Raw genomic sequence first — 22,691 nt, forward strand, 5'->3', positions numbered from 1 at the left:
ACACGCAGCGGTTCCGTATTCTCTCTTTCATCAATTGTCATTGCGTCCGCAGTCTCCATTGGGATGCTGGCTCCATCACCGGCAAACCAATGAAAAGGTGCGCCGAAATCCGCGTTTACGGCCAAACGATCGATGGCACTCAAGTGCGCCGCACTTATAGCGATGCATCCTAAATACCCATATTGACAATTGTTGACAATTAACAATGATACACCCCGAAGGAGAAGGGCGATGGAACTTGAGAAACTCAGTCTGGTGGATCGCGCCGCTCAACAACTGCGCGAAATGATCATCGGCGCCACGCTGCCCCCCGGCTTGCGGCTCACCGAGCAGGACCTGTCAGACAAGATGCAGGTTGCGCGCGGTACGATCAGGGCGGCCCTGTCCGCCATGGCGACCGAGAATCTGGTCGTGCGGTGGCCTTACTCGGGTTGGGCGGTGCAAACCGTCGACGAAGAAATCCTTCGTGAGAACTATCAGGTCCGCGGTGCCCTCGAGGAGCTATCGGTGCGCCTTCTTTCGGAGCGCCTGGATGACGACGAGCGGATGAAGCTGGTCGCTTCCTACGAGCGGCTTGTCGTTGCCGAGGCCTCACGGGGCGCTGAAGAGCGCCTCCAGGCGGACCTGGGCTTCCATGCGAATATCGTCCGGGCCAGCGGCAACAAGCTGCTTCTCCGTCAATATGACGGCATCTCCGGGCTGACCGAGTGGCTTTACAGGTGGTCGGAAAAAAACTGGCCGCGACGCATCAACCTGCTGGAATGGCACAAGCCGATCTTCGAGGCGATCCTCGCCCGGGACGGAGATGCTGCGGCGAGTGCCATGCGCATCCATACACAGCGCAGCCTGCACGACGACATGCAGGATCTGCAGAACAATCTATCCGGACAACACGAGCAATAGAAGGCGATCCAACCATGTCGAATTGCATATCGTCGCTTACCAGACGCGGTTTTCTGGCGGGAAGCACCGCTGCGGGACTGCTGTTACCCCTCGGTGTGAGCTGGGCTGCAGAACCGCGAAAGGGTGGTGAACTGCGCATCGCGATGGCAGGCGGCAGTTCGGACAATTCCCTCGACCCGCGCGCCTTCACCCAGCAGATGCAGCGGGTCGTCGGCGTGGCGGTTTGCAACCAGCTTGTCGAAATCCTTCCGGATGGAACGCTCGTCCCCGAGCTTGCCGAAAGCTGGGAAAGCACCGATGCGATCAACTGGATCCTCCGTATCCGCAAGGATGTCTTGTTCCACAACGGCAAATCGCTGGATGCCGAGGACGTCGTATATTCGGTGAACCTTCATCGCAGCGAGGACTCGACCTCCGGGGCCAAGTCGCTTTTCGGGGTGATCGCCGAGTTGACCGCCACGGGCAGTCATGAGGTCACCCTCAAGCTAGACAGCGCCAATGCAGAGTTCATGCGGACCTTCGCCGACTACCACGCCATGATCGTTCCGAAGGGCTTTGAGGACTGGGCAAATCTCACCGGCACCGGCGGCTACATTCTCGAGAGCTTCGAGCCCGGAATCCGGGCGACGCTGAAGCGCAATCCAGATTACTGGAAGACGGATCGCGCCCATGTCGAGCGCGTCGAAATCACGGTCGTCAATGATCCGACCGCACGCGTGGCGGCGCTTCAGAGTGGCAAGGCGGATATCATAAACCAGCTGGATCGCAAGGTTGCCGCCTTCATAAACCGGAACGACGCGCTGGAACTGGTGCGCTCCCCCGGAGCGGTGCACTGGACATTCATTTGCGCCTTCAATGCAAAGCCGACCGATGACAACCATATCCGCGAGGCGTTGAAATATGGCTGCGACCGCAAGCTCATGCTGGATGTCGTCATGGGCGGGCTCGGATCGCTCGGCAATGACCACCCAATCTCGCCGGACAACCCCTATTACAATGGCGCGCTGGAACAGCGCGGTTTCGACCCGGACCGCGCCAGGTTCCATCTCAAGGAGGCCGGGATCGAGACGTTGTCGCTTGAACTTTACACTTCGGATGCCGCCTTGCCCGAGGCGGTCAGCCTGTCGGAGGTCTATCAGAGCAAGGCCGGCGCTGCCGGCATCAATCTCAATGTCATCCGGCGCCCGGCGGACGGCTATTGGTCCGATACCTGGATGAAGAAGCCATTCGCGGTTTCGAGCTGGCTGAACCGACCGATCGACCAGACCTTTTCCCTGATCTACGGCACGGGTTCTGCCTGGAATGAAAGCTACTGGTCCAACGAGCGCTTCGACAAGCTTCTTGCCGAGGGCAAGGCGACGCTCGATTTCGACAAGCGCAAGGAAATCTATGGCGAGCTGCAGAAAATCCTGCACGAGGAAGGCCCGAGCGTGATTCCGATCTTCGCGGATTTCCTCGATGCCAAATCCATCCGGGTCAAGGGTTTCGAGCCGAGCGGCGTATCCGACCTGTCTGGCGACAGGGTCATCGAACGCGTCTGGATTGAAGAGTAAGCGCGCGGCCACCAACCCGTTTTCCAGCGGAGATATTGCATGTCACTGTCAGCAGCCTGGACCGATGTCGACCTGGAGGCCCCGGGTCGACAAATAGGCTTCATTCGGGTCGAGCACTCGGTGCATCGTTCGGCATATGGAACGATTCCGATCCCCCTGGCAGTCTTTGCCAATGGAGTAGGACCGACCCTTCTCCTGATGGCGGGATCCCACGGTGATGAATATGAAGGACAGCTTGCCCTGACCCGCCTGATCCGCGAGCTTGATGTGGATCGGATCCGCGGCCGGATCCTCGTGTTGCCGGCCGCAAACCGTCCAGCGGTAACGGCTGGGCAGCGCACCTCGCCACTGGATGAAGGGAACCTGAACCGCTCCTTCGGCGAGAGCTACACCGATACTCCGACTGGCTGTATTGCCGCCTTCATCGCCGAGGAACTGTTCACCCATTGCGATGCCGTTCTCGATCTGCATTCCGGGGGGAGCTCCCTGAACCATTTGTCGTGCTCCTATGCCGACCTCGGCACGGATAAGGCGACGGCGCAAAGAACATTCGCGGCCCTTGAAGCCATGAACGCCCCGCTTTCCTGGGCACAGTCCGGTTGCCCGAGAGGGCCCGTGGCCGGGCGGGCGGCACTTCGCAAGGGTGTGATCCACCTTTCGGGCGAGTTCGGTGGTGGCGGGCGGCTCGATCACGGTGCCCTCGAAGTGGCCGAGCGCTGCATCTACCGGCTGCTGGACCATCTCGGCATCCTGCCGATGGAAGAGAAATGGCGGGCCGACATCCCGACACGTTTCGTGTTCAACATCCAGGATCATTTCATCTACGCGCCCCAGGACGGGGTGCTTGAACCACTTGTCGTGCTGGGTGAAATGGTAGAGGCAGGCCAGCTTGCCGGCTACATGCACCTGCCGGAAAGCCCATTGGAGGCCCCCGTGGAACTGCGCTTCAAGGTTGGCGGCATCGTTTCCGTCATCCGCGCGATGGGGCGTAGCCGGGAAGGCGATTGCCTGTTCCATCTCCTGGATGAGATGGGCCGCGATGAAATTTTGAAATCCATGGAAAAACTGACGTGAATGACTTTCGTTCCGACAATACATGCCCACCGGCTCCTGCCGTTCTCGCAAGATTGCAGGACGCATTGGCAGCCGGCGGTTCGGCCTATGCGGATGACGAAATCACTGCGCAGACCCGCGACAGTCTCAGCCGGATCTTTCAGCACGAGGTCGATTTCTTCCCGATTTTCACGGGAACGGCTGCCAATGCCCTCGCCATTGCCCAGCTGTCAGGCCGCTTCGGCGAAGTGATCTGCAGCGACAATTCGCATATTTTTCTCGATGAATGCGGCGCGGTCGAGTTCCACTCTCAAGCCCGGCTTTGCCCGGTTGTCGGCCGCCACGGCAAAATATTGCCGGAGGGCCTGCCGCTCCTCGTGGACAGCCAGGATGTGCACCGCAGCAAACCGACCGTCCTTTCCTTGAGCCAGAGCACAGAGACCGGATTGGTCTATCACCCCGACGAGATCTCCCATCTTGCGGGCAAGGCCAAGGCAGCTGGCATGCGCGTGCATATGGACGGCACCCGGTTTGCCAATGCGGTGGCGTTCACCGGTGCCTCTCCCTCAGATCTGACCTGGCGGGCCGGAGTCGACGTGCTGTGTCTTGGGGCGACCAAGGGGGGAGCGATCGGGGCAGAGGCCGTCATCTTCTTCTCTCCTGACGATGCACGTGATTTTCGACGCATGATGAAGCGGGCCGGCCATCTCGGGGCTCGAATGTGGTTTCTTTCGGCGCAAATCCACGCCTGGCTGGATGGCGGGTTCTGGTTGCGTGCGGCACAGCACTGTAACGCCATGGCCGCCATGCTCGGCCAGCTGTTGCAAGCGCGCGGAATTCGGCCGCTCTACTCCGTCGAGAGCAACATGGTCTTCGTCGAGATGACCTCCGGGCAAAGCCGGATCCTGACGGACAAGGGCTTCCGCCACTATCTGATCAAACAGCCGGATGGAAGCCAGGCCGCTCGCCTGGTGACATCGCACAGCACCCAGCCGGCGGAGATCACGGCCCTTGCCTTCGCTATCGAAGAGTGTCTTGCAGTTTCATGGGCTACGATTGAACCTGCCGAGAGTCGTTTGCTCTGAATGACGCGTAGCGCGTCGGTGAGGCCGGCTTTTGCCGGTCGCTCCGCCTTGCAAAGGTTCTGCTGCAAACTTCCTGGTTACGAGTGCCGCTCTATCCATAGAATCCGGAAAGACCGTCCCAGAGCAGCTTGATCGCGGTGACGACGAGCAGGCCGTAGCATGCGCGGTAGATCTGGCGCTGACAGAATTTCGAGTTTTGCCCGGATTTGAAAGGCCTCGCACACGCCGCGCAGGATGGTTTGAAGAAGCGGAGGGCCTGTTTGTTCTCTACCACACGCTACCGTGATGGCTAGCGTGCGTGGCGGCGTGCAAGATTTAGCTATTGCAGCTTTGTGGAAGTGAAGGCACGATTTCGATAACGCGCCATGGGGAGTTGATGATGCGCAGACACCAGGAGCAAATTCGATTTGCGCTGCTTATCGTCCGCGAGCTTGCGGTCCGCGACGACAGACATCACCTCGTGCGTCTCGCTGAAGATGCGATGCGGGAGAACGAACAGGGGGGTGGTGAAACAAGTTCGATGGCGCTGCGAACCGTTGATCGCGGTAGCACACATTGAGGTGCTGCTCTGAGCCCAAACCTCGGGACGCCGGAAGCTGGAGTTTCCTGCTTTTGGGCTGATCCCAGTCGGCACGCTACCTGCTCTGTATGTCTTCATTGAAACATCTATGCGCTTAGGTCGTGCGCCTTTGGTTCGATTCCATTCGACGCCAAACAAGGCACATCATCTTCGCCTGTGCCGGAATTCGCTTGGTGAGCTCTGGTATTTCTTACGGAAGGCCGTTGCGAGGTGGGCGGAGTCGGAGAAACCCGTTTCGTGGGCGATCGCAGTGACGGCGAGCACGCTGTTGTCGAGCAGGAAGCGCACGTAGCGCAGCCGCGTTTCCAGGATGAAATGTTTCGGCGTCATGCCGATATGCGCTTGAAACAGGCGGGTGAACTGGCGCGGCGAGAGGCCGATGGTGGCGGCGATCTGTTCCGGCGAGATGTCCCGGCCCTTGCGGCTCTCGATCAGCACAATGGCCCGCTGCACGCGGGCGTCCCCGACATGCCGGAACGTTGAGGCCCGCTCGTGGTCGAAGCTGCTCATGTTCTTCTGGTCCGGCAGGGAGAGCTGGTAGACGGCCTTTGCCGCGCGGTCGGGGCCGCAATGGTTGCGGATGAGTTCGGTCATCAGCGACAGGACCGACACGCCACCCGGCACGGTGATGCGCCCATCCTCTATGAGGAAGTCGTCGCGCGTGGAGAACGGGTGCCGCGGGAACGCCATTCGGAAATCCTCGGCATGGAAGGGATGAATGGCGGCCTTGCGCCCCATCAGCAGCCCTTCCTGGGCAAGGACGAAAGATCCCGTGCAGGCGCCGATGACGGGAATGCCCGCCGATGCGGCGACCCTGATGTAGTCCCGGTGGGCTGCCGGCGCGGCCTGGAGGTGCGGGAGAAGGCCGCCGATCACGACGATATAGTCGAAATCGGTGGGGTTGATGTAGGGCGCGTCCGCCTGCACGCGGATGCCGCAGCTCGCCACGGCTTCGTAGCCGGGCTTGCCCATGATCGACCAGCGGCAATGGATCGGCCGGGAATTGTCGGCGAAATCCGCCGCATGGCGAAGGGGCTCCACGACGCCGGTCAGCGACATCATCGGAAAGGTCGGCCATAGCAGAATGCCGACGGAGACGTCCGGCTTGCGGTCGCGCGCCGCAAGCAGCCGCTCGGCCCAGAGGCTGTCCAGCCAGTGGATATAGTCGGCATCGTTTTGCGCGGTCATCGGGTCCTCCATCGCCTGCACTGTGGCAGGGTGATGTCATTTTTTCAAAGAAAAAGTCCGTTTCTTGAAATCCATGAGCGATCTTCGATGTCACCATGCTCCCCGTTGAATGCAACATCCGGTCGGCGAGACCACCGGATCCGGGGAACAAACAACTCTAGGGATCGAACAGATGACACTTTCTCTTTCGAGAAGGCTGGTGGTGTGCGCGCTGCTGGCAGGCGGGAGCTTTTCTCTATTTTCCTCTGCGGCGCAGGCTTTCGAGCTTGCCGAGGAGGGCAAGCTGACGGTCGCCTTCACCGGCGACATGCCCGGCTCCGGCTGGCAGGACGGCAAGCTGATCGGCTATGATGGCGAGATCATGCAGAAGGTCGCCGAAAAGCTCGGTCTTCAGGTGCAGCCGGCGCTGATGGAATGGTCGGGCACCATCGCCTCGGTTGAGGCGGGCCGCGTCGACGTGATGCTCGGCACAATGGGCTGGACGGAAAAGCGCACCCAGATCATGAGCCTTTCCGAGCCGATCCACTATTTCAAGAACGGCGTCATGCAGTCCTCGAAGACGAACTGGGACAAGCTCTCCGACCTCGAAGGCAAGAAGGTCGGCACCATCACCGGCTTCTCCTTCGTGCCCGAGTTGAAGAAGATCGCGGGTCTGGAACTTTCCCTCTACGACACGTCGGATGCTGCTGTGCGCGACCTCATGGCAGGCCGCATTGATGCTGTGATCGGCGACCCACCGGTCGTTTCCTACGCGATCAAGCAGAATCCTGACTGGAACATGCACTTCCTCGCCTTCACCGACGCGAACCCCGATTTCCCGCTGCTGACGGGTCTCGGGCAGGTGGTCTACGGCTTCAACAAGAAGAACGACGACCTGCGCCAGAAGGTGGACGCGATCCTCGCGGAGATGTGGAAGAGCTGCGAGATGAAGGCGATCGGTGAGCGATACGGCCTTTCCGCCGACGTCTGGTATACGCCGGCGGGCGAGAATTTCCGCGCCGGCGTCGATCGTCCGGCGGATTACGAGCTGCCGTCCTGCGCGACCGGCGGCTGATGCGGCGGCCGGGCGGCCTTGTTTTCGGTCGCCCGGCATCGTCTCGATGAAACAACAAAATCAAGGGGAATGCCATGAGCCCGCTTCTCAGCGTGACGGGCCTCACCAAGAGCTATGGCGCGGTGGAGGTTCTCAAGGGCATCGATTTCGAGGTGGCGGCAGGCGAAAAGATCGCGCTGATCGGCCCTTCGGGATCGGGCAAGTCGACATGCCTGCGCTGCCTGAACTTTCTGGAAAAGCCGAGCGGCGGCGAGATCCATCTCGATGGCGAGCGGATCGGTGTGCGCCTCGACCGGCCGATGAGCGACCGGCAGCTTGCGCCGCAGCGGGCCGAGATGGGCATGGTCTTCCAGCTCTTCAATCTTTGGCCGCATCTCTCCGTCACCGAAAACGTGGCCATCGCCGCACGCAAGGTGCGGGGTCTTTCAGCAAGGGAGGCGCGGGAGCTGGCGCTCGACATGCTGGCCAAGGTGCATATGACGCACCGCGCCGATGCCTCGCCGCTGGAGCTTTCCGGCGGTCAGCAACAGCGGGTCGCCATCGCCCGTGCACTTGCCCAGAAGCCCAAGCTCATGCTGTTCGACGAGCCGACGTCCGCGCTCGATCCGGAGCTGGTGCATGAGGTGCTGAAGGTGATGGAGGAGCTTGCCGCCGAAGGGCGCACCATGCTGATCGTGACGCATGAGATCGCCTTTGCCCGCGATATCGCCGATCGCGTGCTGTTTCTCGATGGCGGCCGCATCGTCGAGCAGGGGGCCGCCCGCGAGCTGATTCTTTCTCCGCGCGAGCCAAGGACCCAGGCCTTCCTCCGGCAGATCAGGCACTAGGGGCGCGCCGTGATTGGATTTTCGACTTTCCTCATGATCCTTGAAGGGTTGCTCGCCGGTGTCGGTGTCACCATCGTCGTCACGTTGGCTTCGCTTCTCCTCAGCGTTTCCCTCGGTTTTCTCCTTGCCCTTACACGGCAGTTCGGAAGGAACCGCGTGCTGCATGCGCTGATCGATGCCTATTGCGAGATCATGCGCAACATTCCGGCGCTGACGCATCTCTTCATTCTCTATTTCGGCCTGGCCAGCATCGGTTTCCGGCTCTCGTCCATCCCGGCGGCGATCCTCGGCCTCGGGCTGATCGGCGGTGCCGTCACATGCGATCTGTTCCGTGCGGGCTTTTCAGCCTTGCCGAAGGGGCAGGCGGAGGCAGCATTTGCGGTCGGTTTCACACCCTACCGGACGATCATCGACATCCTCACGCCGCAAGCGCTGCGCATCGCCCTGCCTTCATTGGGGAACTATGCGGTGCAGCTTCTGAAGGACACGTCCATCGTCTCGGCCATCGCCGCGCCGGAGATCATGTTCTACGCGCGCTCCCTGGTCACGTCCTCGTTCCAGACCACGCTGATCTATACCACGGTCGCCGTGCTCTATCTCGCGCTCGCCCTGCCGTTGATGTGGGCGGTCCGCATGCTCGAAACCCGCTATGGAAGACTGAAGGCATGATCGATTTTCTCCAGCCTTATGCGGACTATGCCGGCGATTGGCTGCCGCCGCTTCTCGAAGCGATGGGAAAGACGGCGATGCTGTCGGTCGCGGCCTTTGCCCTGTCGCTGGTGCTCGGCCTTCTGCTCGTGCTTTGCCGCAGTTCGCGATGGCGGGTGGTGGAGCGTGGCGTGGCGCTCTATGTCGCCACCGTCCGCGGCGTGCCGCTTCTCGCCATCCTCTTCCTGCTCTACTTCGGGCTGCCGGGCATCGGCATCACATTTGATGCCTTCACCGCCGCCATCATCGGATTGGCGCTCGCCTTTGCCGCCCAGGTGGCGGAACTGTTCCGGGCCGGCCTGATGGCTATCCCGCCCGGCCAGCGTGAAGCCGCGCTCGCCGTCGGCTTCACGCCCTACCAGAGTTTCACCCTGATCGTATTGCCGCAGGTGGTGCGCATCAGCATTGCACCGCTCATCGTCACCTTCGTCTCTCTGCTCAAGGATTCCTCCCTTGCATCGCTGATCACGGTGGATGAACTGGTGCTGACCGGCCGCGCCATGGCGACGGAATATTTCCTGCCGCTGCAGATCTATCTCGCGGTAGGCGTCTGTTACTTCCTGATCGCCTGGCCGTTCTCGCTCCTTTCCAAGCGGCTCGCGCCTTCCGCTGCCCGCTAGGTGTTCCACACAGCTCCGGCCGCCCACGTTTGCGCCGGAACCGCCCTTGAACCAACCGGAAGACAAGACCATGACGACTGCAAGACAGGAAGGCGGCCGGGGCCGCCGGCCGGTGATTCTCATGACCCCCGACATGGAGGCGCAGACCGACGCGCCGACCGAGGCGATCTATACGGTGCGGGCGAACTATGCAGAGGCAATCAGTGAAGCAGGTGGCCTGCCGCTGATCCTGCCCTATGAAACACAGGCGCTCGCCAATGCCCTGGAGCTTGCCGATGGCGTGCTGATCACCGGCACACTTCCCGGCGCGGAGGCGGGGCCCGAAAGGCGTGCGTTCGAACTCGCGCTGATCGAGTATGCCGTCCACGCCGGAAAGCCGCTGCTCGGCATCTGCCACGGCATGCAGCTCATCGGCGAATGGCTCGGCGGCACTTTCGTCAGGAGCCTGCCCGCTTCACCGGCGGTCGAACACCTGCCGAGTGCCGTGCCGGACCGGGTTGCGCATACCGTTCTCGTGGAGCCGGGAAGCGTTCTCGCCGGCATTCTCGATGGATCCGAGGCCCGGGTGAACAGCCTGCATCGCCACGCCTTGACGGGCGCGGGCCGCTTTCGGGTCGCGGCCCGTGCACCGGATGGGGTCGTCGAAGCGTTTGAGGGCGAGACACCCGGTTTCTGCCTCGGCATTCAATGGCACCCGGAATATCGGCTGAGCGATTTCGACCGGGCGATCTTCCGGACCTTCGTGGAGCGGAGCGGCGAGGGTGCATTGCGGAAAGACCGGACCTGTTCCGCACGCGCCCGGCTTGCCGCATGCGGGCTTGACCTGCCAGAGGCCTCCGTGTCGCCCGGCGCTTTCGTCGGTGCGGTCAGGGCCGGCAACATCGTGACCATATCCGGTCAGGTTCCGCTGAAGGACGGCGCCGTTCTCAAGACAGGTCATCTCGGAGCGGGTGTTTCCCTCGAAGATGGCCGCGACTGCGCGCGATGGGCGCTGCTCAATGCGCTTGCGCAGCTCGAGTGCATTGCGGGCGGGCTGGACCGGGTCGAGGGGTTCGTGCGGCTTGCGGGCTATGTCGCCGCCACACCCGAATTCACCCAGCATGGTGCTGTCATCGACGGCGCGTCGGAATTGCTGCGCGAGATCTTCCCGGATTGCTGGCCGCATGCGCGGATCGCGGTCGGCGTCGGATCGCTGCCGCGCGGCGTGCCGGTGGAAATCGAACTGACGGCGCTGCTCGGCGAAGCGGAGGGTTGAACCATGCATGTCGCCGTTATCGGGGCAGGGGTTGTCGGAGTGTCCTCTGCCTATATGCTGGCGCGGGCCGGCCATCGCGTTACGCTGATCGATGCGGAGGCCGAACCGGGAAGGGGGGCTAGCGCCGGCAATGCGGCACAGCTTTCCTGGGCCTACGGCGATGCCATGGCCTCGCCCGCCCTGCTGAAACATCTGCCGTCGATCCTTCTCAAGCGCGATCCCGCATTCCGCGTCCACATGCGGCTCGATCCGGACTTCCTGCTCTGGGGGCTGCGCTTCCTCGCCAATGCATCCGCCCGGCGCTGGTGGAGCAACACCAGGGATATCCTGATGCTTGCCGAGGAATCCCGGCAGGAAATGGCGTCGCTTCTGGCCGAAACGGATATCGCGTTCCACTATCGCGTTGCCGGCAAGCTGCACCTTTATCCGGACGCGCGAAGCTTTGCGGCCGCGCGGTCAACCGTCGAGGGCAAACGAGAGATGGCCATCGACCAGCGTATGCTGTCGCGGCCGGAGGCCGAGGCGGTGGAACCGGCGCTGAAGGCCTATCAGGGGGAAATCGCCGGTGCCGTATATACGCCCCATGATGCGCTTGGCGATGCATCGGCGTTCTGCCGGCAGCTGGGGGATTTCGTTGTGCGGAGATATGCAGTGACGGCGGCCTTTGGAGCGCGCGTCGTCGGCTTCGAACATCGCGGCGGCCGTCTTGCGGCTGTCCGCTTTGCAGATCGCGATCCGCTTGCGGTCAATGCCGCGGTCGTCACGGCCGGGCCTTTGATCCGTACCCTTGCCGCCTCCCTGCCGGAAGCGCGGGAGGTTCAACCCGTTGCGGGCTATTCCCTCACGGTGCCGTGGCAGGAGGGCGCGCCGTGCGTCAGCCTGACGGATGTGAAGCGCAAGCTCGCCTTCGCGGCCATCGGCGACCGGTTCCGGGTAGCGGGCCTTGCCGATATCGCGGTGCCCGGCTCCGGGTTCCTGCAGGATCGTTTCTCGGTGCTGCGGGAGGCGGCAAGCGCCGTGCTGCCCGGGTGTTTTGACCAGCCCGAATGGGAGCAGCGCTGGTCAGGCGAACGCCCCATGACCCCGTCCTCTCGACCGATCATCGCGCGATCCCGGCAAATCCGCGGCGTCTATGTCAATGCCGGGCATGGCATGCTCGGCTGGACACTCGCGCTTGGCTCGGCGCGGCGTCTTGCGCAGATGCTGGCTTGAACGCTCCCAGGGGCTCGGTCAAGCGGTCCTGAAGGGTAGCGCATTCCGGGTGAGCCCTTGCCCCGGCTCAACAAATCTTGTTCCGGCCCCAAGAAGGATAGCGGTTCGCGGCGAAGGTCCATGTCCAAGCCGTGCCTCACGGCTGGAGGCCCTGTCCGAAACAGGCTGCTGAAAGGAAACGGCCCGCATCGAAGGCGGGCCGTTCGGTCTTTCACGCTGCGCGCAACGACATTACTCGGTCGCAGCACCGATGGCCTTCAGGCCGGCAACGGCGCAGCCGGCGTCGATGTCACCCGAAGGCGCGCCACCCACGCCGATACCGCCAACCAGCGCCTTGTCGAACTTGATCGGCAGGCCGCCACCCTGAATGACCATGCGGGCATCCATGTCGCGCAGACCTTCATTGGCGGGCTTGGAAGCGATGAATTCGGCAAGGCCAGCGGTGTCGCGACCCATGGCAGCCGATGTGAAGGCCTTTCCGGTGGCGCTGGCGGCGGTGTGCGGGCCGGAATTGTCGGCCTTCAGCAGCACCTTGGTCGCGCCGTCACGAGCCACGATGGCAACGCTGACATTGTGACCTTCGGCGGCGCATGCCTTCAGAGCGGCGTCGGCCGCCTGGGTAGCCAGCTCAAGCGGAAGGTAGGGGGTCGTCGGCAGATCCTGAGCGAAGGCGGCCATCGGAGCAAGAAGCGTGGAGGCGAAAACGAGGGTGCGGATCATTTTGGGTTCCTTTCCTGTTGATGCTCGTCATTTAAGCGCTCCCCCCTTTTCCCGCTATTCGTACACCTTGCGGCCTACACCCGTAGTTCTACGGAGTTTCGCGCCCCTCAAGCCACAGCCGCGTCATCTCGGCCTGCGAAGTGGTGCCGAGCTTGGCGCCGATGGCGGCGCGGTGGCTCTCCACCGTGCGGGGCGACAGGCCAAGCCCCTCCGCGATCTGGCGAGTGGTGAACCCGTTGGCAATACGGTCCAATACCTCGCGCTCGCGCGGCGTGAGCGCGGCAAGCAGGGCCAGCGTTTCCGCCAGCTCGGCGCGCCGGTCAAGCATCCGCGCCAGTGCTTCCTGCGCTCGTTGAATGGCGTCGATCAGGTCCTGCTCATCAACCGGCTTGGACAGGAAGTCGACCGCGCCATTGCGGAAGGCGCGCCGACAGGCTTCGATATCGCCATGGCCGGAAATGACGATGGTGGGCCAGTCGATCCCCTGCGCTTTCAGCCGCTCCTGCAATTTCAGGCCGGAAATGGAGGGCATTCTGATGTCGAGGATCAGGCAGCCAGGGGCAAGTTTCGACGCTTCACCTAAAAAGACCTGCGGATCGGCGAAGCCTGTCGCCTTGATGCCGACCGTGGATAGCAGCAGGGCAAGGGCCTTGCGTACCGCCTCGTCATCATCCACGAGATAGACGGGATGGATCATCGTTTGACCTCCAGCGGTTCGGGCTGGCGCGGCAACGATACCCGGAAGGTTGCTCCCGCATCGCTGTCGACCAGCGTGATTTCTCCGCTGGCGCGCTCCACGAGCCGCTGACTGAGCGCAAGACCGAGCCCGGTGCCGTCGGGGCGGGTCGTGGTGAACGGCGTGAACAGGCGTGGCCGCAAGTCTTCCGGCACGCCGGGGCCGTTGTCGGCCACCTCGAGCATGGGATGGGACGCATCCTGCCGCAGGTGGATGGAAACCCGCCCCCCGCTGCCGGCGCTGCCTGTGGCTTCAATGGCGTTGCGCACGAGATTGAAGACGACCTGTTCCATCTCTATGGGATCTGCGGCCACCGGCACTGGTGTTGTCGGCACGTCGAAGACAAGCTGTACGCCCCGCTGAACCGCCTGCGGCTCCAGCAATGCCTGCACATTGGCGACCGCCTCGCGCAGATCGAAAGTCGATACCGACCCATGCTGCGGCCGCGACCAGTTGCGGAAGCGCTCAAGCATGGCGGAAGCCCGGCGCGCTTGTGTCACTGTGTCGTCGATTGTGGGCGCGAGCGCGGCCATGTCGCCGCGCATCAGCAATCGCCGGCCGGCTTGGGCCTGCGCCAGAATCGCGGTTAGAGGCTGCGTCAGTTCATGGGCAAGGCCGCTCGCCATCTCCCCCAGTGTATTGACGCGCGACGCATGGGCAAGGCGCGAATCCAGCGCGCTGAGCCGCGCCTGCTCCAGTGCCCTGCGGGTGCGGACCCGCTGACGTAGCATGACAAGCGTCGTGACATAGGCCAGCGTGACAGCCAGCAGCGCCAGCCCGGTCTTGACGGGCGGAAATAGGTCCGCCAGCCCGATCTCCATCCCGGTCTGGAGGATGAGAGGCTGCGACGCACTGCCGAGCGGCTCTGAAAAGCGGATCGTCTGTGGTGTTTCGCCATAGATCGTCAGCTTCTGGCGGCCGGGCAGAGAAAGGCCAAGCGCGATGCCGGGCTGCAGCCAGAACGATCCCTCCTCGTCGAGCAGCCTTTTTGCGTCTATGCCCAGCATCAGCCCGTAGCGCGCCGTCGCTGAATTGGGGCTGCGCTTGACCATGATATAGTGATGCGGCTTACCGGGATGCGGCAACAGGGCTATGCTGCCATCAGACGTCATCGCTGCCGCACGGATCGTTTCGGCCAGTGCCGGATCAAGTCTCTCGGTGCCGACGCTTTCGCCCTCATGAAACAGCGGAACGAGCTGCACTTCGTCGATGCGCGGATAAAAGCGCGAGATGGTCGCCGCGACGTCAAGAAAAAGCTCGTGGCGTGCGCTATCCGCCGCCACCGCGATCGCCGACAAGGCGGTCATATGCGCGTCATGCTGGTCGGCTCGCTGGGATGCAAGGCGGTGCAGGATCGCGCTTTGCTGTTCCAGTTCGGCAACCAGGGACTGGCGCTCCACTATCGCCAGAATGCCTCCTGCGCAAACGAGCAGCAGAACGCCTATGACAATCAGCCGAAGCGGATTTTCAAGGATCGGCCTGCTGCCTTTCATGAGTTCATTCTCGCAGTTTCCATGCGTGACAGGTATAGCGCGGTTGAGGTGGCAAGGCTTTCAGAAAGTCTCGTCTGAACACATCCGCTCCCGATTTGCAAAGGATGGGTGATGTCATTTTGTTTCGTGGGCGACCGGATAAAACGTTGCCGGTAAATTCAGGTAGTTGCACCGGCCACGGCTTTCCACTACGCCATTGCGCGACATGGCGTCGGCCTTGATCGTGTTGCTAAGAGCGCTGCCGCGTGCCGCGAACCAGTCGCCGGTGCGGTCGTCGACCCAGCCGTGCAGCCGCCAGAACTGCGGTTTACGTGTGAGGAATAGAACTCGCCAAGCTACATTTCAATGGCCTTCCGAGGTTCATACGCCATACTTCGAAACGATCACGTTTCAGGGGCTACCCACCTCCAGCCAACACTCCACGACGGTGAGAACCACCTCCTCGCCAACGCTTCTTACAGTTCCTCCAGCGTATCGCCAAAGCGCTCGATGCCGCGAAGGCGGGCCCGGCCCCCTGTGCCGGCGCGCTCGATCGCCCGTGTGGTGAGGAGGTGGCAGACGGCCATAACGGAGAGATGGTTGAAGAGAGGACCGGGCGCCAGCGTCTGGCAGCGGAAATGCCAGGTCGCACTTGCCCGGTGGGCGACGCCCTCGTCGGTCAGGTAGAGCAATTTCGCACCGCTCTTCTCGATGGCCGACAGTATGGTTTCCATCTGTGCGATGCGTCGGCGCAGTCCGAAGACGATGGCGACGTCGCGCTCTGTGACACTCACGAGATGTTCTCCAAGTGTCTGGCCAGCGCCAGGAATCGCGACGATGTTCTCGACGACCTGCGTCATCTGCCATTGCAGGTAGTCGGCAAAGGGGTGGCTGCTGCGAAAACCGACGACCCAGGTCTTGCGCGCTTCCAGCACCGCGTCGGCCACCGCATTCACCTGCGTGTCGGTAATGGTGGCGAAGGTGCCTTCAAGATTGGCGATACCCTGGGCGACGTGGGCCGCGACCGACTGGACACCTGCGGCATCCGTCGAGGTGGCGAGAAACAGCCGCGAGCCCGTCTGCCGCTCGTCGCGCGCGTGGCGGCGGGCCTCCTCGTAGTTTTCGTAGCCGAGCCGACGCACGAAGCGGGTAACGGTGGCATTGGAGACCTGCGCGAGCGTGGCGAGTTCGGAGGCAGAATAGCTCGCAAGCTCGCCCGGAAAGTCGCAGACGAACTCGCCGAGCCGGCGCTCGGCCGGGTGCAGTTCATCGAGCGCATCTCTCACCCGAAACAGAAACGAACGATCCGTAGAACCCATCTGACCCACCATCATGCATGCCGTGAAATGTTTGTAACGAACTGGTCGGATTTCGGGAAGAACGCGCCGCTCACAAGTTTCTCTTGATAATTAAATTTCTTATGAACATACTAGGAAAATAAATTTTCATGCTGATGCCAGAAGGAGGAGACTATGGCAGCAGAAGGTATGGTGCAGTCCGGCAAATCATCGCCGGTCATTCGGCAATTGGAAGGCGCGCTCACGCGGATTGGAGTGACCAAGGCGCACAAACAGATCATCGCATTGGTGCTGATCGGCTGCCTGTTCGACAGCTTCGAGCAGAACACGATCGGCGTGTCGGGGCCGCTCCTCAAGGAGCATTGGGGGCTGACGGGCACGGATATCGGCTTCCTGAACACGATTACTTTCGGCAGCGCGGCAATCGGCCGGTTGCTCTCGGGCATTCTGGGTGATCGCTACGGCCGTCGCGTCATGCTCACCTTCAACCTGTTGCTGTTCTCTTTGGGCTCGGCAGCGTGCGCCTTGGCACCGGACTTCATGTTCCTGTGCATTGCGCGTGCCGTTGTCGGCTTCGGTGTCGGTGGCGAGATTTCCACGGCAGTCACCATGCTGTCTGAATTCTGCTCGCCGAAGTTCCGCGGAACCGCAGCCGGCCTCGTCAATGTCGGCGCGGGTGGCTTCGGAAACTTTCTGGCACCTGTCTACGGGCTGATGATCTTCAGCATCTTTCCCGGTGAGGACAGCTGGCGCTGGCTCTTCGCATCACTGGCACTTCCGGCGCTTCTCGTCGTATTCTACCGGCGCTACGTGCCGGAGACGCCACGGTTCCTCGCCTCGCAAGGTCGTATCGACGAGGCAAACAAGGTGCTCTCTGTGCTGGAATCCGGTTCGCTACGGCCGCGCAACCTTGTGGTGCGCGAGCATCTGACGAAGGACCACATGGCGGAGGCACCTGTCACCAAGGGGGCCTGGAAGGAGCTGTTCCGCGCACCGTTCCTCGGCCGCACCATCCCGGTAGCGATCGCCATTCTGATGAGCTACGGCGCACAGCTTTCCGTTTTGACGCTGATGCCGATCATCTTTGTCTCGATGGGTTATACGCTCCAAGGCAGCTTGCTATATAGCATGATCATTCAGAGCGGCAGCGTACTCGGCGCTATCGCGGCCTCGATGTTCGGCTACTATTTCCCGCGTAAGCGCGTGCTGACGGTGGGCGCCATCTGCGCTTGCCTGGCCGCCCTCGCCATCATGTATCTTGGCACCACCATCTACTTGGTGCTGTTCTTCGGCGCGCTTTTCCAGTTCTTCGTGCTGTTGCTCAACACGTCGATCTGGATCTATGCGCCGGAACTCTACCCTACGCGCATCCGCGCCTTCGGCGTGGCCTTCATCCTGGCCTCGGGCTCTGCGGCCGGCTCATTTGTACCCACCATTTCCGGCGCGCTGTTCGACAACTATGGCATGGGGGGCGTGTTTGGTCTGGCGGCGGCCATGTATGCGATCTTTGCCGTCTGCATTCGCCTCGGGCCGGAAACCTACGGTATGTCGATGGAGGATATTACCCAACCTGCCGAAATCACTACCGAAAGCCCGGACGTGGCCGTGGCCCCTCTAAAAGCAGGAGCTTGAACTAAGCATGAATCCACACGTTCTGTTGATCAATCCCAACAGTTCCAAGTCGACCAGCGACATGATGCACGCCATCGCGCTGAAAGCCTTGGACCGAAAGCTGGCCGTCGAGACCGTGACCGCCAGCCGCGCACCAGGCATGATCGTCACGCCCGAGCAGCTCGCGGCATCTGCCGCCGAGGTGGTTGAGCTTGGCACCGCGCATGGGCGGGATTGTGCAGGGATCATTGTCAGCGCCTTCGGTGATCCCGGCCTGGCAGAACTTCGCCGCAAGGTGACAGTTCCGGTGGTCGGCATCTGTGAGGCCTCGATGATCGAGGCCTCACAGGGCGGCCGCCGGTTCGGTATCGCGACCTCAACGCCAGATCTCGCCGAGGCGATTGGCCAGCGGGCGCACGATCTAGGCCTTGCCCATCTCTACACGGGTATCCGCTGTACCGAAGGCGACCCGGTAGCGCTGGCCGCCGATCCCGCACTGCTCATCCAGACACTCGCCGGTGCGGTCGCCGACTGTATCGAACGGGACGGAGCCGAGGCGGTGATCATCGGTGGCGGCCCGCTCGGAGAAGCTGCCAAGGCCCTCCGGCCACGGTTTGACCGGCCCATTCTGGGGCCGATCCCTTCGGCCGCCAAGCGTATTCTCGACCTGATCAGCGAAGCCGCTCACGTGCCGCGGGCGATGTAGACTTATCAGTCGAAGATTCCATCTTCCGCTCGGCCTCACGGCCGAGCGTCGTTGCCCGCTCGGTGACATGAACCGGCTCTTGATCGGAGGGCCGTTGTCGTACGCATGGCAGACGGCGATATATTGCGTCTCGTTTCGTTCTTGCCTGCGGATCATCCGGCGATCTAGCGACGATCTCTGCCTCAGCAATTGCCCGCATAACGGGGCAGCTCTGCTCTCTTGCCGGGCGATCCATTGATTTGACGACCGCCCGGCGCGTTGAAAAATGGGCCGGGCGGTCATTCACATGGCTTGGCGCTAGGCAGCGTGCAGCTTCGCCTCGCAACGCAGCAGCATACCGTAGAGATCACGCGGCTCGTCGGGATCGGCGAGGAGGTCGAGCTCGGTGAACATGCCGTGTTCTGAAATCTTCTCCCGTACGTAACGCAAGGCAGAGAAGTCCTCGATGGCGAAGCCCACGCTGTCGAAGAGCGTGATCTGGTCCGCGCTCTTGCGACCTTCGGTCTCGCCGGTCATGACCTGCCACAGTTCGATGACGGGATGCTCGGCTGGAAGCTGCTGGATTTCGCCTTCAATGCGCGTCTGCGGCGGATATTCGACGAAGATGTCCGAGCGCAGCAGGATGTCCTTGCTGAGTTCGGTCTTGCCGGGGCAGTCGCCGCCGACGGCGTTGATGTGAATGCCGGGGCCGACATGGTTGTCGGACAGGATCGTCGCATACTGCTTGTCGGCGGTGACGGTGGTGACGATGTCGGCACCTTCGACAGCTTCCTCGACGGAAGAGCATTCAACGATGGTGAAGCCGAGGCCGGCGAGGTTGCGGGCGCACTTCTTCGTCGCCGATGCGTCGATGTCGTAGAGGCGAAGCTTGTCGACGCCCAGAAGCGACTTGAAAGCGCGGGCCTGGAACTCGCTTTGCGCGCCATTGCCGATGATCGCCATGGTGCGGGCGTTCGGCCGGGCGAGGTACTTGGCCGCGACGGCCGAGGTGGCCGCGGTGCGTAGCGCCGTCAGGATCGTCATCTCGGTGAGCAGCATCGGGTAGCCGTTTCCGACATCCGACAGGACGCCGAAGGCTGTCACGGTCTGGCGGCCATCACGCGTGTTCTTCGGATGGCCGTTGACATATTTGAAGCCGTAGAGCGTGCCGTCGCTGGTCGGCATCAGCTCGATGACGCCTTCTTCGGAATGGGAGGCCACGCGCGGGGTCTTGTCGAAGACCGGCCAGCGGCGGAAGTCCTCCTCGATGACGGCAGCCAGTTCCGTGAGGAACCGGTCGATGCCGACCTTCAGGACCAGCTTCATCATGTGGTCCACGCTGACGAAGGGCACCACGTTCAGTTTCGCATCAGTGTTCATTTTGCCTCCAACCAAAGAACAACGGAAATCAGCCAGAAACGGTCGGGCGATCCATCACCCGCTTGCCCATCAGGCTGGCAACGAGATCGACAAGCAGCCTTGCGGTCTTGCCGCGCTCGTCGAGAAACGGATTGAGCTCGACGATGTCGAGGCTGGTCACCAGGTCGCTGTCATGAAGCATTTCCATGATCAGGTGCGCCTCGCGGAATGTCGCGCCGCCCGGGACCGTGGTGCCGACTGCCGGTGCAATGTCAGGCTCCAGAAAGTCGACGTCGAAGCTCACATGCAGGAGGCCGTTTGCAGCGCGCACCCGCTCGATGAAGTTGCGCACGAGGACGGCGACGCCATGCTCGTCGATTACGCGCATATCGTGCACTGTGATGCCGGTCTTGCGAATGGCGGCCTGTTCAGCCGGGTCGACGCTGCGAATGCCGATCATGCAGATATTTTCGGCGGGGACCGGATGATCGAGCGTCGGGAAATAGCCGGTGAAGCCGGGCTGGCCGGTATAGTAGGAGACCGGCGTACCGTGCAGGTTGCCGCTGACGGTCGTTTCGAGGTTATGGAAATCCGTGTGCGCGTCCAGCCAGAGCACGAAGAGCGGCCGGCCGAGTTCGGCGGCGCGGCGTGCCAGGCCCGGAACCGTGCCGGCGGATATCGCGTGGTCGCCGCCGAGGAAGATCGGCATGCCGGTCTTGCTGTGCTCGTAGGCGGCAGCCGAAAGCGCCTCGACCCAGGCGACGGTTTCGCCGAGGTGATGAACGGCCTTGTTCGGATGCGGCATCTCGTCAAAGGCGCGCGGGGTGATATTGCCGGTGTCCTTGACCGTATGGCCCAGTTCTTCCAGCGCCGCGCGAAGACCGGCGATGCGAAGAGCGCTCGGCCCCATCTCGCAGCCAAGCTGTCCTGCACCGATTTGCAGAGGGGCGCCGATCAGCGTGCACTCCATGACGTACTCCCGTTTGGTTTTTCAAACTGTAGAAGCCCCTAGCGGCAGATTGAATATTGAATTTTGGCAACTCGAGATGCCATATTGATCAAAATGGAAAACCTTGGAGCCAAATTGGCATGGACGACCTCGACCGGAAGATCGTAACGCTCCTGCGCGGAAACGGGCGCCGCAGCGTTTCGGACCTCGCACTTGAAACCGGCGCATCGCGGGCCACCGTGCGGGCGCGCATCGAGCGGATGGAGCAGGATGGCACCATCGTCGGCTATACGGTGATGCTGCGCGCCGATGCATTCGAAGATGTCGTCCGCGGCGTCATGACGATCGAGATCGAAGGCCATGTGACCGACCGCGTAATCCGCACGCTGGGCGGTTTTCCGGAGATCTCGCAGATCCACACGACGAACGGCCGATGGGATCTTCTGGTGGAACTCGGTGCGTCGAGCCTTGCCGACTTCGACGCCGTCTTGCGCAAGATCCGCCTCGTGCCCGGTATTACCGGAAGCGAAACGAGCCTGCTTCTTTCCACGCCTCGATCAACAAGAGCAAAACTTTAGGATCTGGCGCTGGGCGTCAGGAGCTTCTCCGCCGCTTCTTTTCAATAGTCCGAAGTATCAACCTTGTTTGCCATAGCGGATCGTCCCTACGACTAAGGTCGCGGCTGGGAGCCGGAGATGGATATCCGCTCATGCCTGGTCCGTGCTAGCCTGCGGGATACTCCGGATTTGCGAGGGAGCGCAGGATGTTGGAGGAGGCACTGCTGGTCGACGCCACGGGCGCGCCGATAAACCATGATGCGCGGACGCGTTCGCGCGACTGGGAGGAAGTCCAGGATTTCTGCAGGCGGGTCTATATGCCCTACCGCGTGCGGCCGCTGGAGCGCTTGTCGCGACCGGATGCGACGATGATACCGGCCAAGGTGGGCCGGATCACCATGACGCGGTTTTCCTACGGTACCGGTATTCACCTCGACCGGTTCGATCCCGCGGCAGGCAATATTCTTGTGCTGAACACGCTGCGCGGCGCGTTGCAGCATCAAACCGGCGGAACGCCCGCAACGACAGGTGTGGGGGAGAGCTTTGTCGTCGACTGCTCACGCACGGACTACTGGCTGGATGGCGATCCCGACCACATGCAGCTGAACCTGACCCTGCCGCATCTCCTGATGGAGGAAACTGCACAGCGCTGGTTCAGTTTTGTTCCCGACAATGCGCTGTGGACCCGGAGAGTGAAGATCGGAGGGCCTGATTCAGCCTGGCTGCGTCTGCTCGATTATGCGGCCCGTACAAATGTCCTCCGTGGCACAGAGAGCGCATTGGCGCGCCACCTGGAAGAGACTATCTGCGTGGAGCTCTTGAGCGAATGGGCGAGGGAGGCAGGCGTTGTCCTGCAGGAAGGTGCCCGTACTGCCGCACCGGGATATGTTCGCCGCGCCGAGGAAATCCTGTCGGCGGAAGCCCGCGAGCCGCCCACGATCGGAGAGGTGGCGCAACGGCTGGGCATTTCGGCGCGGACCCTTTCAGAGGGGTTCAGGCGGTTCCGCGGCATAACCCCGCGCGAGTTCCTTGCCACCCGCCGGCTCGAAGGGTTGCGCGCCGAGCTGGAGACCGCGCCCAGCGACCGAACGGTCAGCGACATTGCCGGTGAATGGGGCTTTGTCAATTTCGGCGCGCTGGCCGGGTACTATCGCAAGCGGTTTGGCGAGCTGCCCTCGCAGACACGGGCGCGAACTCGGCTTTAGCAAGGGCGGTGCGCATGCATTTGGCTTCCGAAGTCGAATGACCCATTCCGAAACCGGACAG

The 22,691-nt window shown here is 62.2% G+C and carries 21 protein-coding genes and 1 pseudogene; 14 read left to right on the plus strand and 8 right to left on the minus strand.

The features are described from left to right. The first annotated feature begins 231 nt into the window (after positions 1–231). From WA950_RS18110 to WA950_RS18125, 4 genes are read left to right on the plus strand one after another with little or no spacing between them, the layout of a single operon-like run. On the plus strand, positions 232–903 hold the full coding sequence (locus WA950_RS18110) for a GntR family transcriptional regulator (RefSeq protein ID WP_424553115.1): 672 nt from the start codon (positions 232–234) through the stop codon (positions 901–903). 14 nt (positions 904–917) lie between these two features. Next, complete coding sequence (locus WA950_RS18115) at positions 918–2,456, plus strand: ABC transporter substrate-binding protein (protein ID WP_424553116.1); 1,539 nt, start codon at positions 918–920, stop codon at positions 2,454–2,456. Positions 2,457–2,495: 39 nt separating this feature from the next. Continuing rightward, positions 2,496–3,530 (plus strand): succinylglutamate desuccinylase/aspartoacylase family protein, encoded by a 1,035-nt coding sequence (locus tag WA950_RS18120; protein WP_424553117.1) that lies wholly within the window; start codon positions 2,496–2,498, stop codon positions 3,528–3,530. Continuing rightward, a complete protein-coding gene (locus tag WA950_RS18125; RefSeq protein WP_424553118.1) occupies positions 3,527–4,594 on the plus strand; it encodes a threonine aldolase family protein in 1,068 nt (355 codons plus the stop codon). Before WA950_RS18120 ends, WA950_RS18125 begins: the two co-directional genes overlap by 4 nt. A gap of 91 nt (positions 4,595–4,685) precedes the next feature. On the opposite strand, the pseudogene WA950_RS18130 reads toward WA950_RS18125, so the two are convergent. Both WA950_RS18130 and WA950_RS18135 read right to left on the minus strand, forming a co-directional pair. Beyond that, positions 4,686–4,775, minus strand: a pseudogene (locus tag WA950_RS18130) (sulfite exporter TauE/SafE family protein); the annotation flags it as partial. A 543-nt stretch (positions 4,776–5,318) separates the two neighbouring features. Next, entirely contained in the window at positions 5,319–6,362 is a 1,044-nt protein-coding gene (locus WA950_RS18135; protein ID WP_424553119.1) for a GlxA family transcriptional regulator, read from the minus strand. A 172-nt stretch (positions 6,363–6,534) separates the two neighbouring features. Here WA950_RS18135 and WA950_RS18140 point away from each other — a divergent pair, with 172 nt between their 5' ends. The 6 genes from WA950_RS18140 to WA950_RS18165 all read left to right on the plus strand — a co-directional run bounded on the left by WA950_RS18140 (position 6,535) and on the right by WA950_RS18165 (position 12,038). After that, positions 6,535–7,416 carry an ABC transporter substrate-binding protein gene (locus WA950_RS18140; protein ID WP_424553120.1) on the plus strand — a complete coding sequence of 294 codons (882 nt, stop codon included), beginning with the start codon at positions 6,535–6,537 and terminating at the stop codon, positions 7,414–7,416. A 74-nt stretch (positions 7,417–7,490) separates the two neighbouring features. Continuing rightward, positions 7,491–8,243, plus strand: coding sequence for an amino acid ABC transporter ATP-binding protein (locus tag WA950_RS18145; protein WP_424553121.1), 753 nt, complete (start codon positions 7,491–7,493; stop codon positions 8,241–8,243). Between the two features lie 9 nt (positions 8,244–8,252). Then, positions 8,253–8,912, plus strand: a complete 660-nt coding sequence (locus WA950_RS18150) for an amino acid ABC transporter permease (protein WP_424553122.1) — start codon at positions 8,253–8,255, stop codon at positions 8,910–8,912. Continuing rightward, positions 8,909–9,571, plus strand: coding sequence for an amino acid ABC transporter permease (locus tag WA950_RS18155; RefSeq protein WP_424553123.1), 663 nt, complete (start codon positions 8,909–8,911; stop codon positions 9,569–9,571). Before WA950_RS18150 ends, WA950_RS18155 begins: the two co-directional genes overlap by 4 nt. A 70-nt stretch (positions 9,572–9,641) precedes the next feature. Continuing rightward, the gene (locus WA950_RS18160) at positions 9,642–10,826 is read left to right on the plus strand and encodes an Atu1372/SO_1960 family protein (RefSeq protein ID WP_424553124.1); all 1,185 of its coding nucleotides are present in this window, start codon (positions 9,642–9,644) and stop codon (positions 10,824–10,826) included. 3 nt (positions 10,827–10,829) lie between these two features. Then, positions 10,830–12,038 carry an FAD-dependent oxidoreductase gene (locus WA950_RS18165; protein ID WP_424553125.1) on the plus strand — a complete coding sequence of 403 codons (1,209 nt, stop codon included), beginning with the start codon at positions 10,830–10,832 and terminating at the stop codon, positions 12,036–12,038. 231 nt (positions 12,039–12,269) lie between these two features. On the opposite strand, the gene WA950_RS18170 is transcribed toward WA950_RS18165, so the two are convergent. From WA950_RS18170 to WA950_RS18185, 4 genes are all read right to left on the minus strand, one after another. Then, positions 12,270–12,758 carry a GlcG/HbpS family heme-binding protein gene (locus tag WA950_RS18170; protein WP_424553126.1) on the minus strand — a complete coding sequence of 163 codons (489 nt, stop codon included), beginning with the start codon at positions 12,756–12,758 and terminating at the stop codon, positions 12,270–12,272. An 88-nt stretch (positions 12,759–12,846) separates the two neighbouring features. Next, positions 12,847–13,455 carry a response regulator transcription factor gene (locus WA950_RS18175; RefSeq protein WP_424553127.1) on the minus strand — a complete coding sequence of 203 codons (609 nt, stop codon included), beginning with the start codon at positions 13,453–13,455 and terminating at the stop codon, positions 12,847–12,849. Beyond that, positions 13,452–14,987, minus strand: coding sequence for a sensor histidine kinase (locus tag WA950_RS18180; RefSeq protein ID WP_424553128.1), 1,536 nt, complete (start codon positions 14,985–14,987; stop codon positions 13,452–13,454). The genes WA950_RS18175 and WA950_RS18180 overlap by 4 nt, the downstream gene beginning before the upstream one ends. Before the next feature lie 455 nt (positions 14,988–15,442). Further along, positions 15,443–16,285: a MurR/RpiR family transcriptional regulator gene (locus WA950_RS18185; RefSeq protein WP_424553129.1), complete on the minus strand. Its 843-nt coding sequence runs from the start codon at positions 16,283–16,285 to the stop codon at positions 15,443–15,445. Positions 16,286–16,438: 153 nt separating this feature from the next. On the opposite strand from WA950_RS18185, the gene WA950_RS18190 reads away from it, so the two are divergent. Beyond that, entirely contained in the window at positions 16,439–17,896 is a 1,458-nt protein-coding gene (locus tag WA950_RS18190) for an MFS transporter (RefSeq protein ID WP_424553130.1), read from the plus strand. Between the two features lie 7 nt (positions 17,897–17,903). Beyond that, on the plus strand, positions 17,904–18,581 hold the full coding sequence (locus WA950_RS18195) for an aspartate/glutamate racemase family protein (RefSeq protein ID WP_424553131.1): 678 nt from the start codon (positions 17,904–17,906) through the stop codon (positions 18,579–18,581). 297 nt (positions 18,582–18,878) lie between these two features. On the opposite strand, the gene ocd is transcribed toward WA950_RS18195, so the two are convergent. Both ocd and rocF read right to left on the minus strand, forming a co-directional pair. Next, positions 18,879–19,940 (minus strand): ornithine cyclodeaminase, encoded by a 1,062-nt coding sequence (gene ocd, locus WA950_RS18200; protein WP_424553132.1) that lies wholly within the window; start codon positions 19,938–19,940, stop codon positions 18,879–18,881. A 28-nt stretch (positions 19,941–19,968) separates the two neighbouring features. Beyond that, positions 19,969–20,889: an arginase gene (rocF, locus tag WA950_RS18205; protein WP_424553133.1), complete on the minus strand. Its 921-nt coding sequence runs from the start codon at positions 20,887–20,889 to the stop codon at positions 19,969–19,971. 119 nt (positions 20,890–21,008) lie between these two features. Between rocF and WA950_RS18210 the strand changes: the two genes are divergently transcribed. Continuing rightward, positions 21,009–21,446, plus strand: a complete 438-nt coding sequence (locus tag WA950_RS18210) for an Lrp/AsnC family transcriptional regulator (RefSeq protein ID WP_424553134.1) — start codon at positions 21,009–21,011, stop codon at positions 21,444–21,446. A 185-nt stretch (positions 21,447–21,631) separates the two neighbouring features. Further along, on the plus strand, positions 21,632–22,630 hold the full coding sequence (locus tag WA950_RS18215; protein ID WP_424553135.1) for an AraC family transcriptional regulator: 999 nt from the start codon (positions 21,632–21,634) through the stop codon (positions 22,628–22,630). Positions 22,631–22,691 lie beyond the last annotated feature (61 nt).

This window comes from Shinella sp. (assembly GCF_049651085.1).
GTDB lineage: Bacteria > Pseudomonadota > Alphaproteobacteria > Rhizobiales > Rhizobiaceae > Shinella.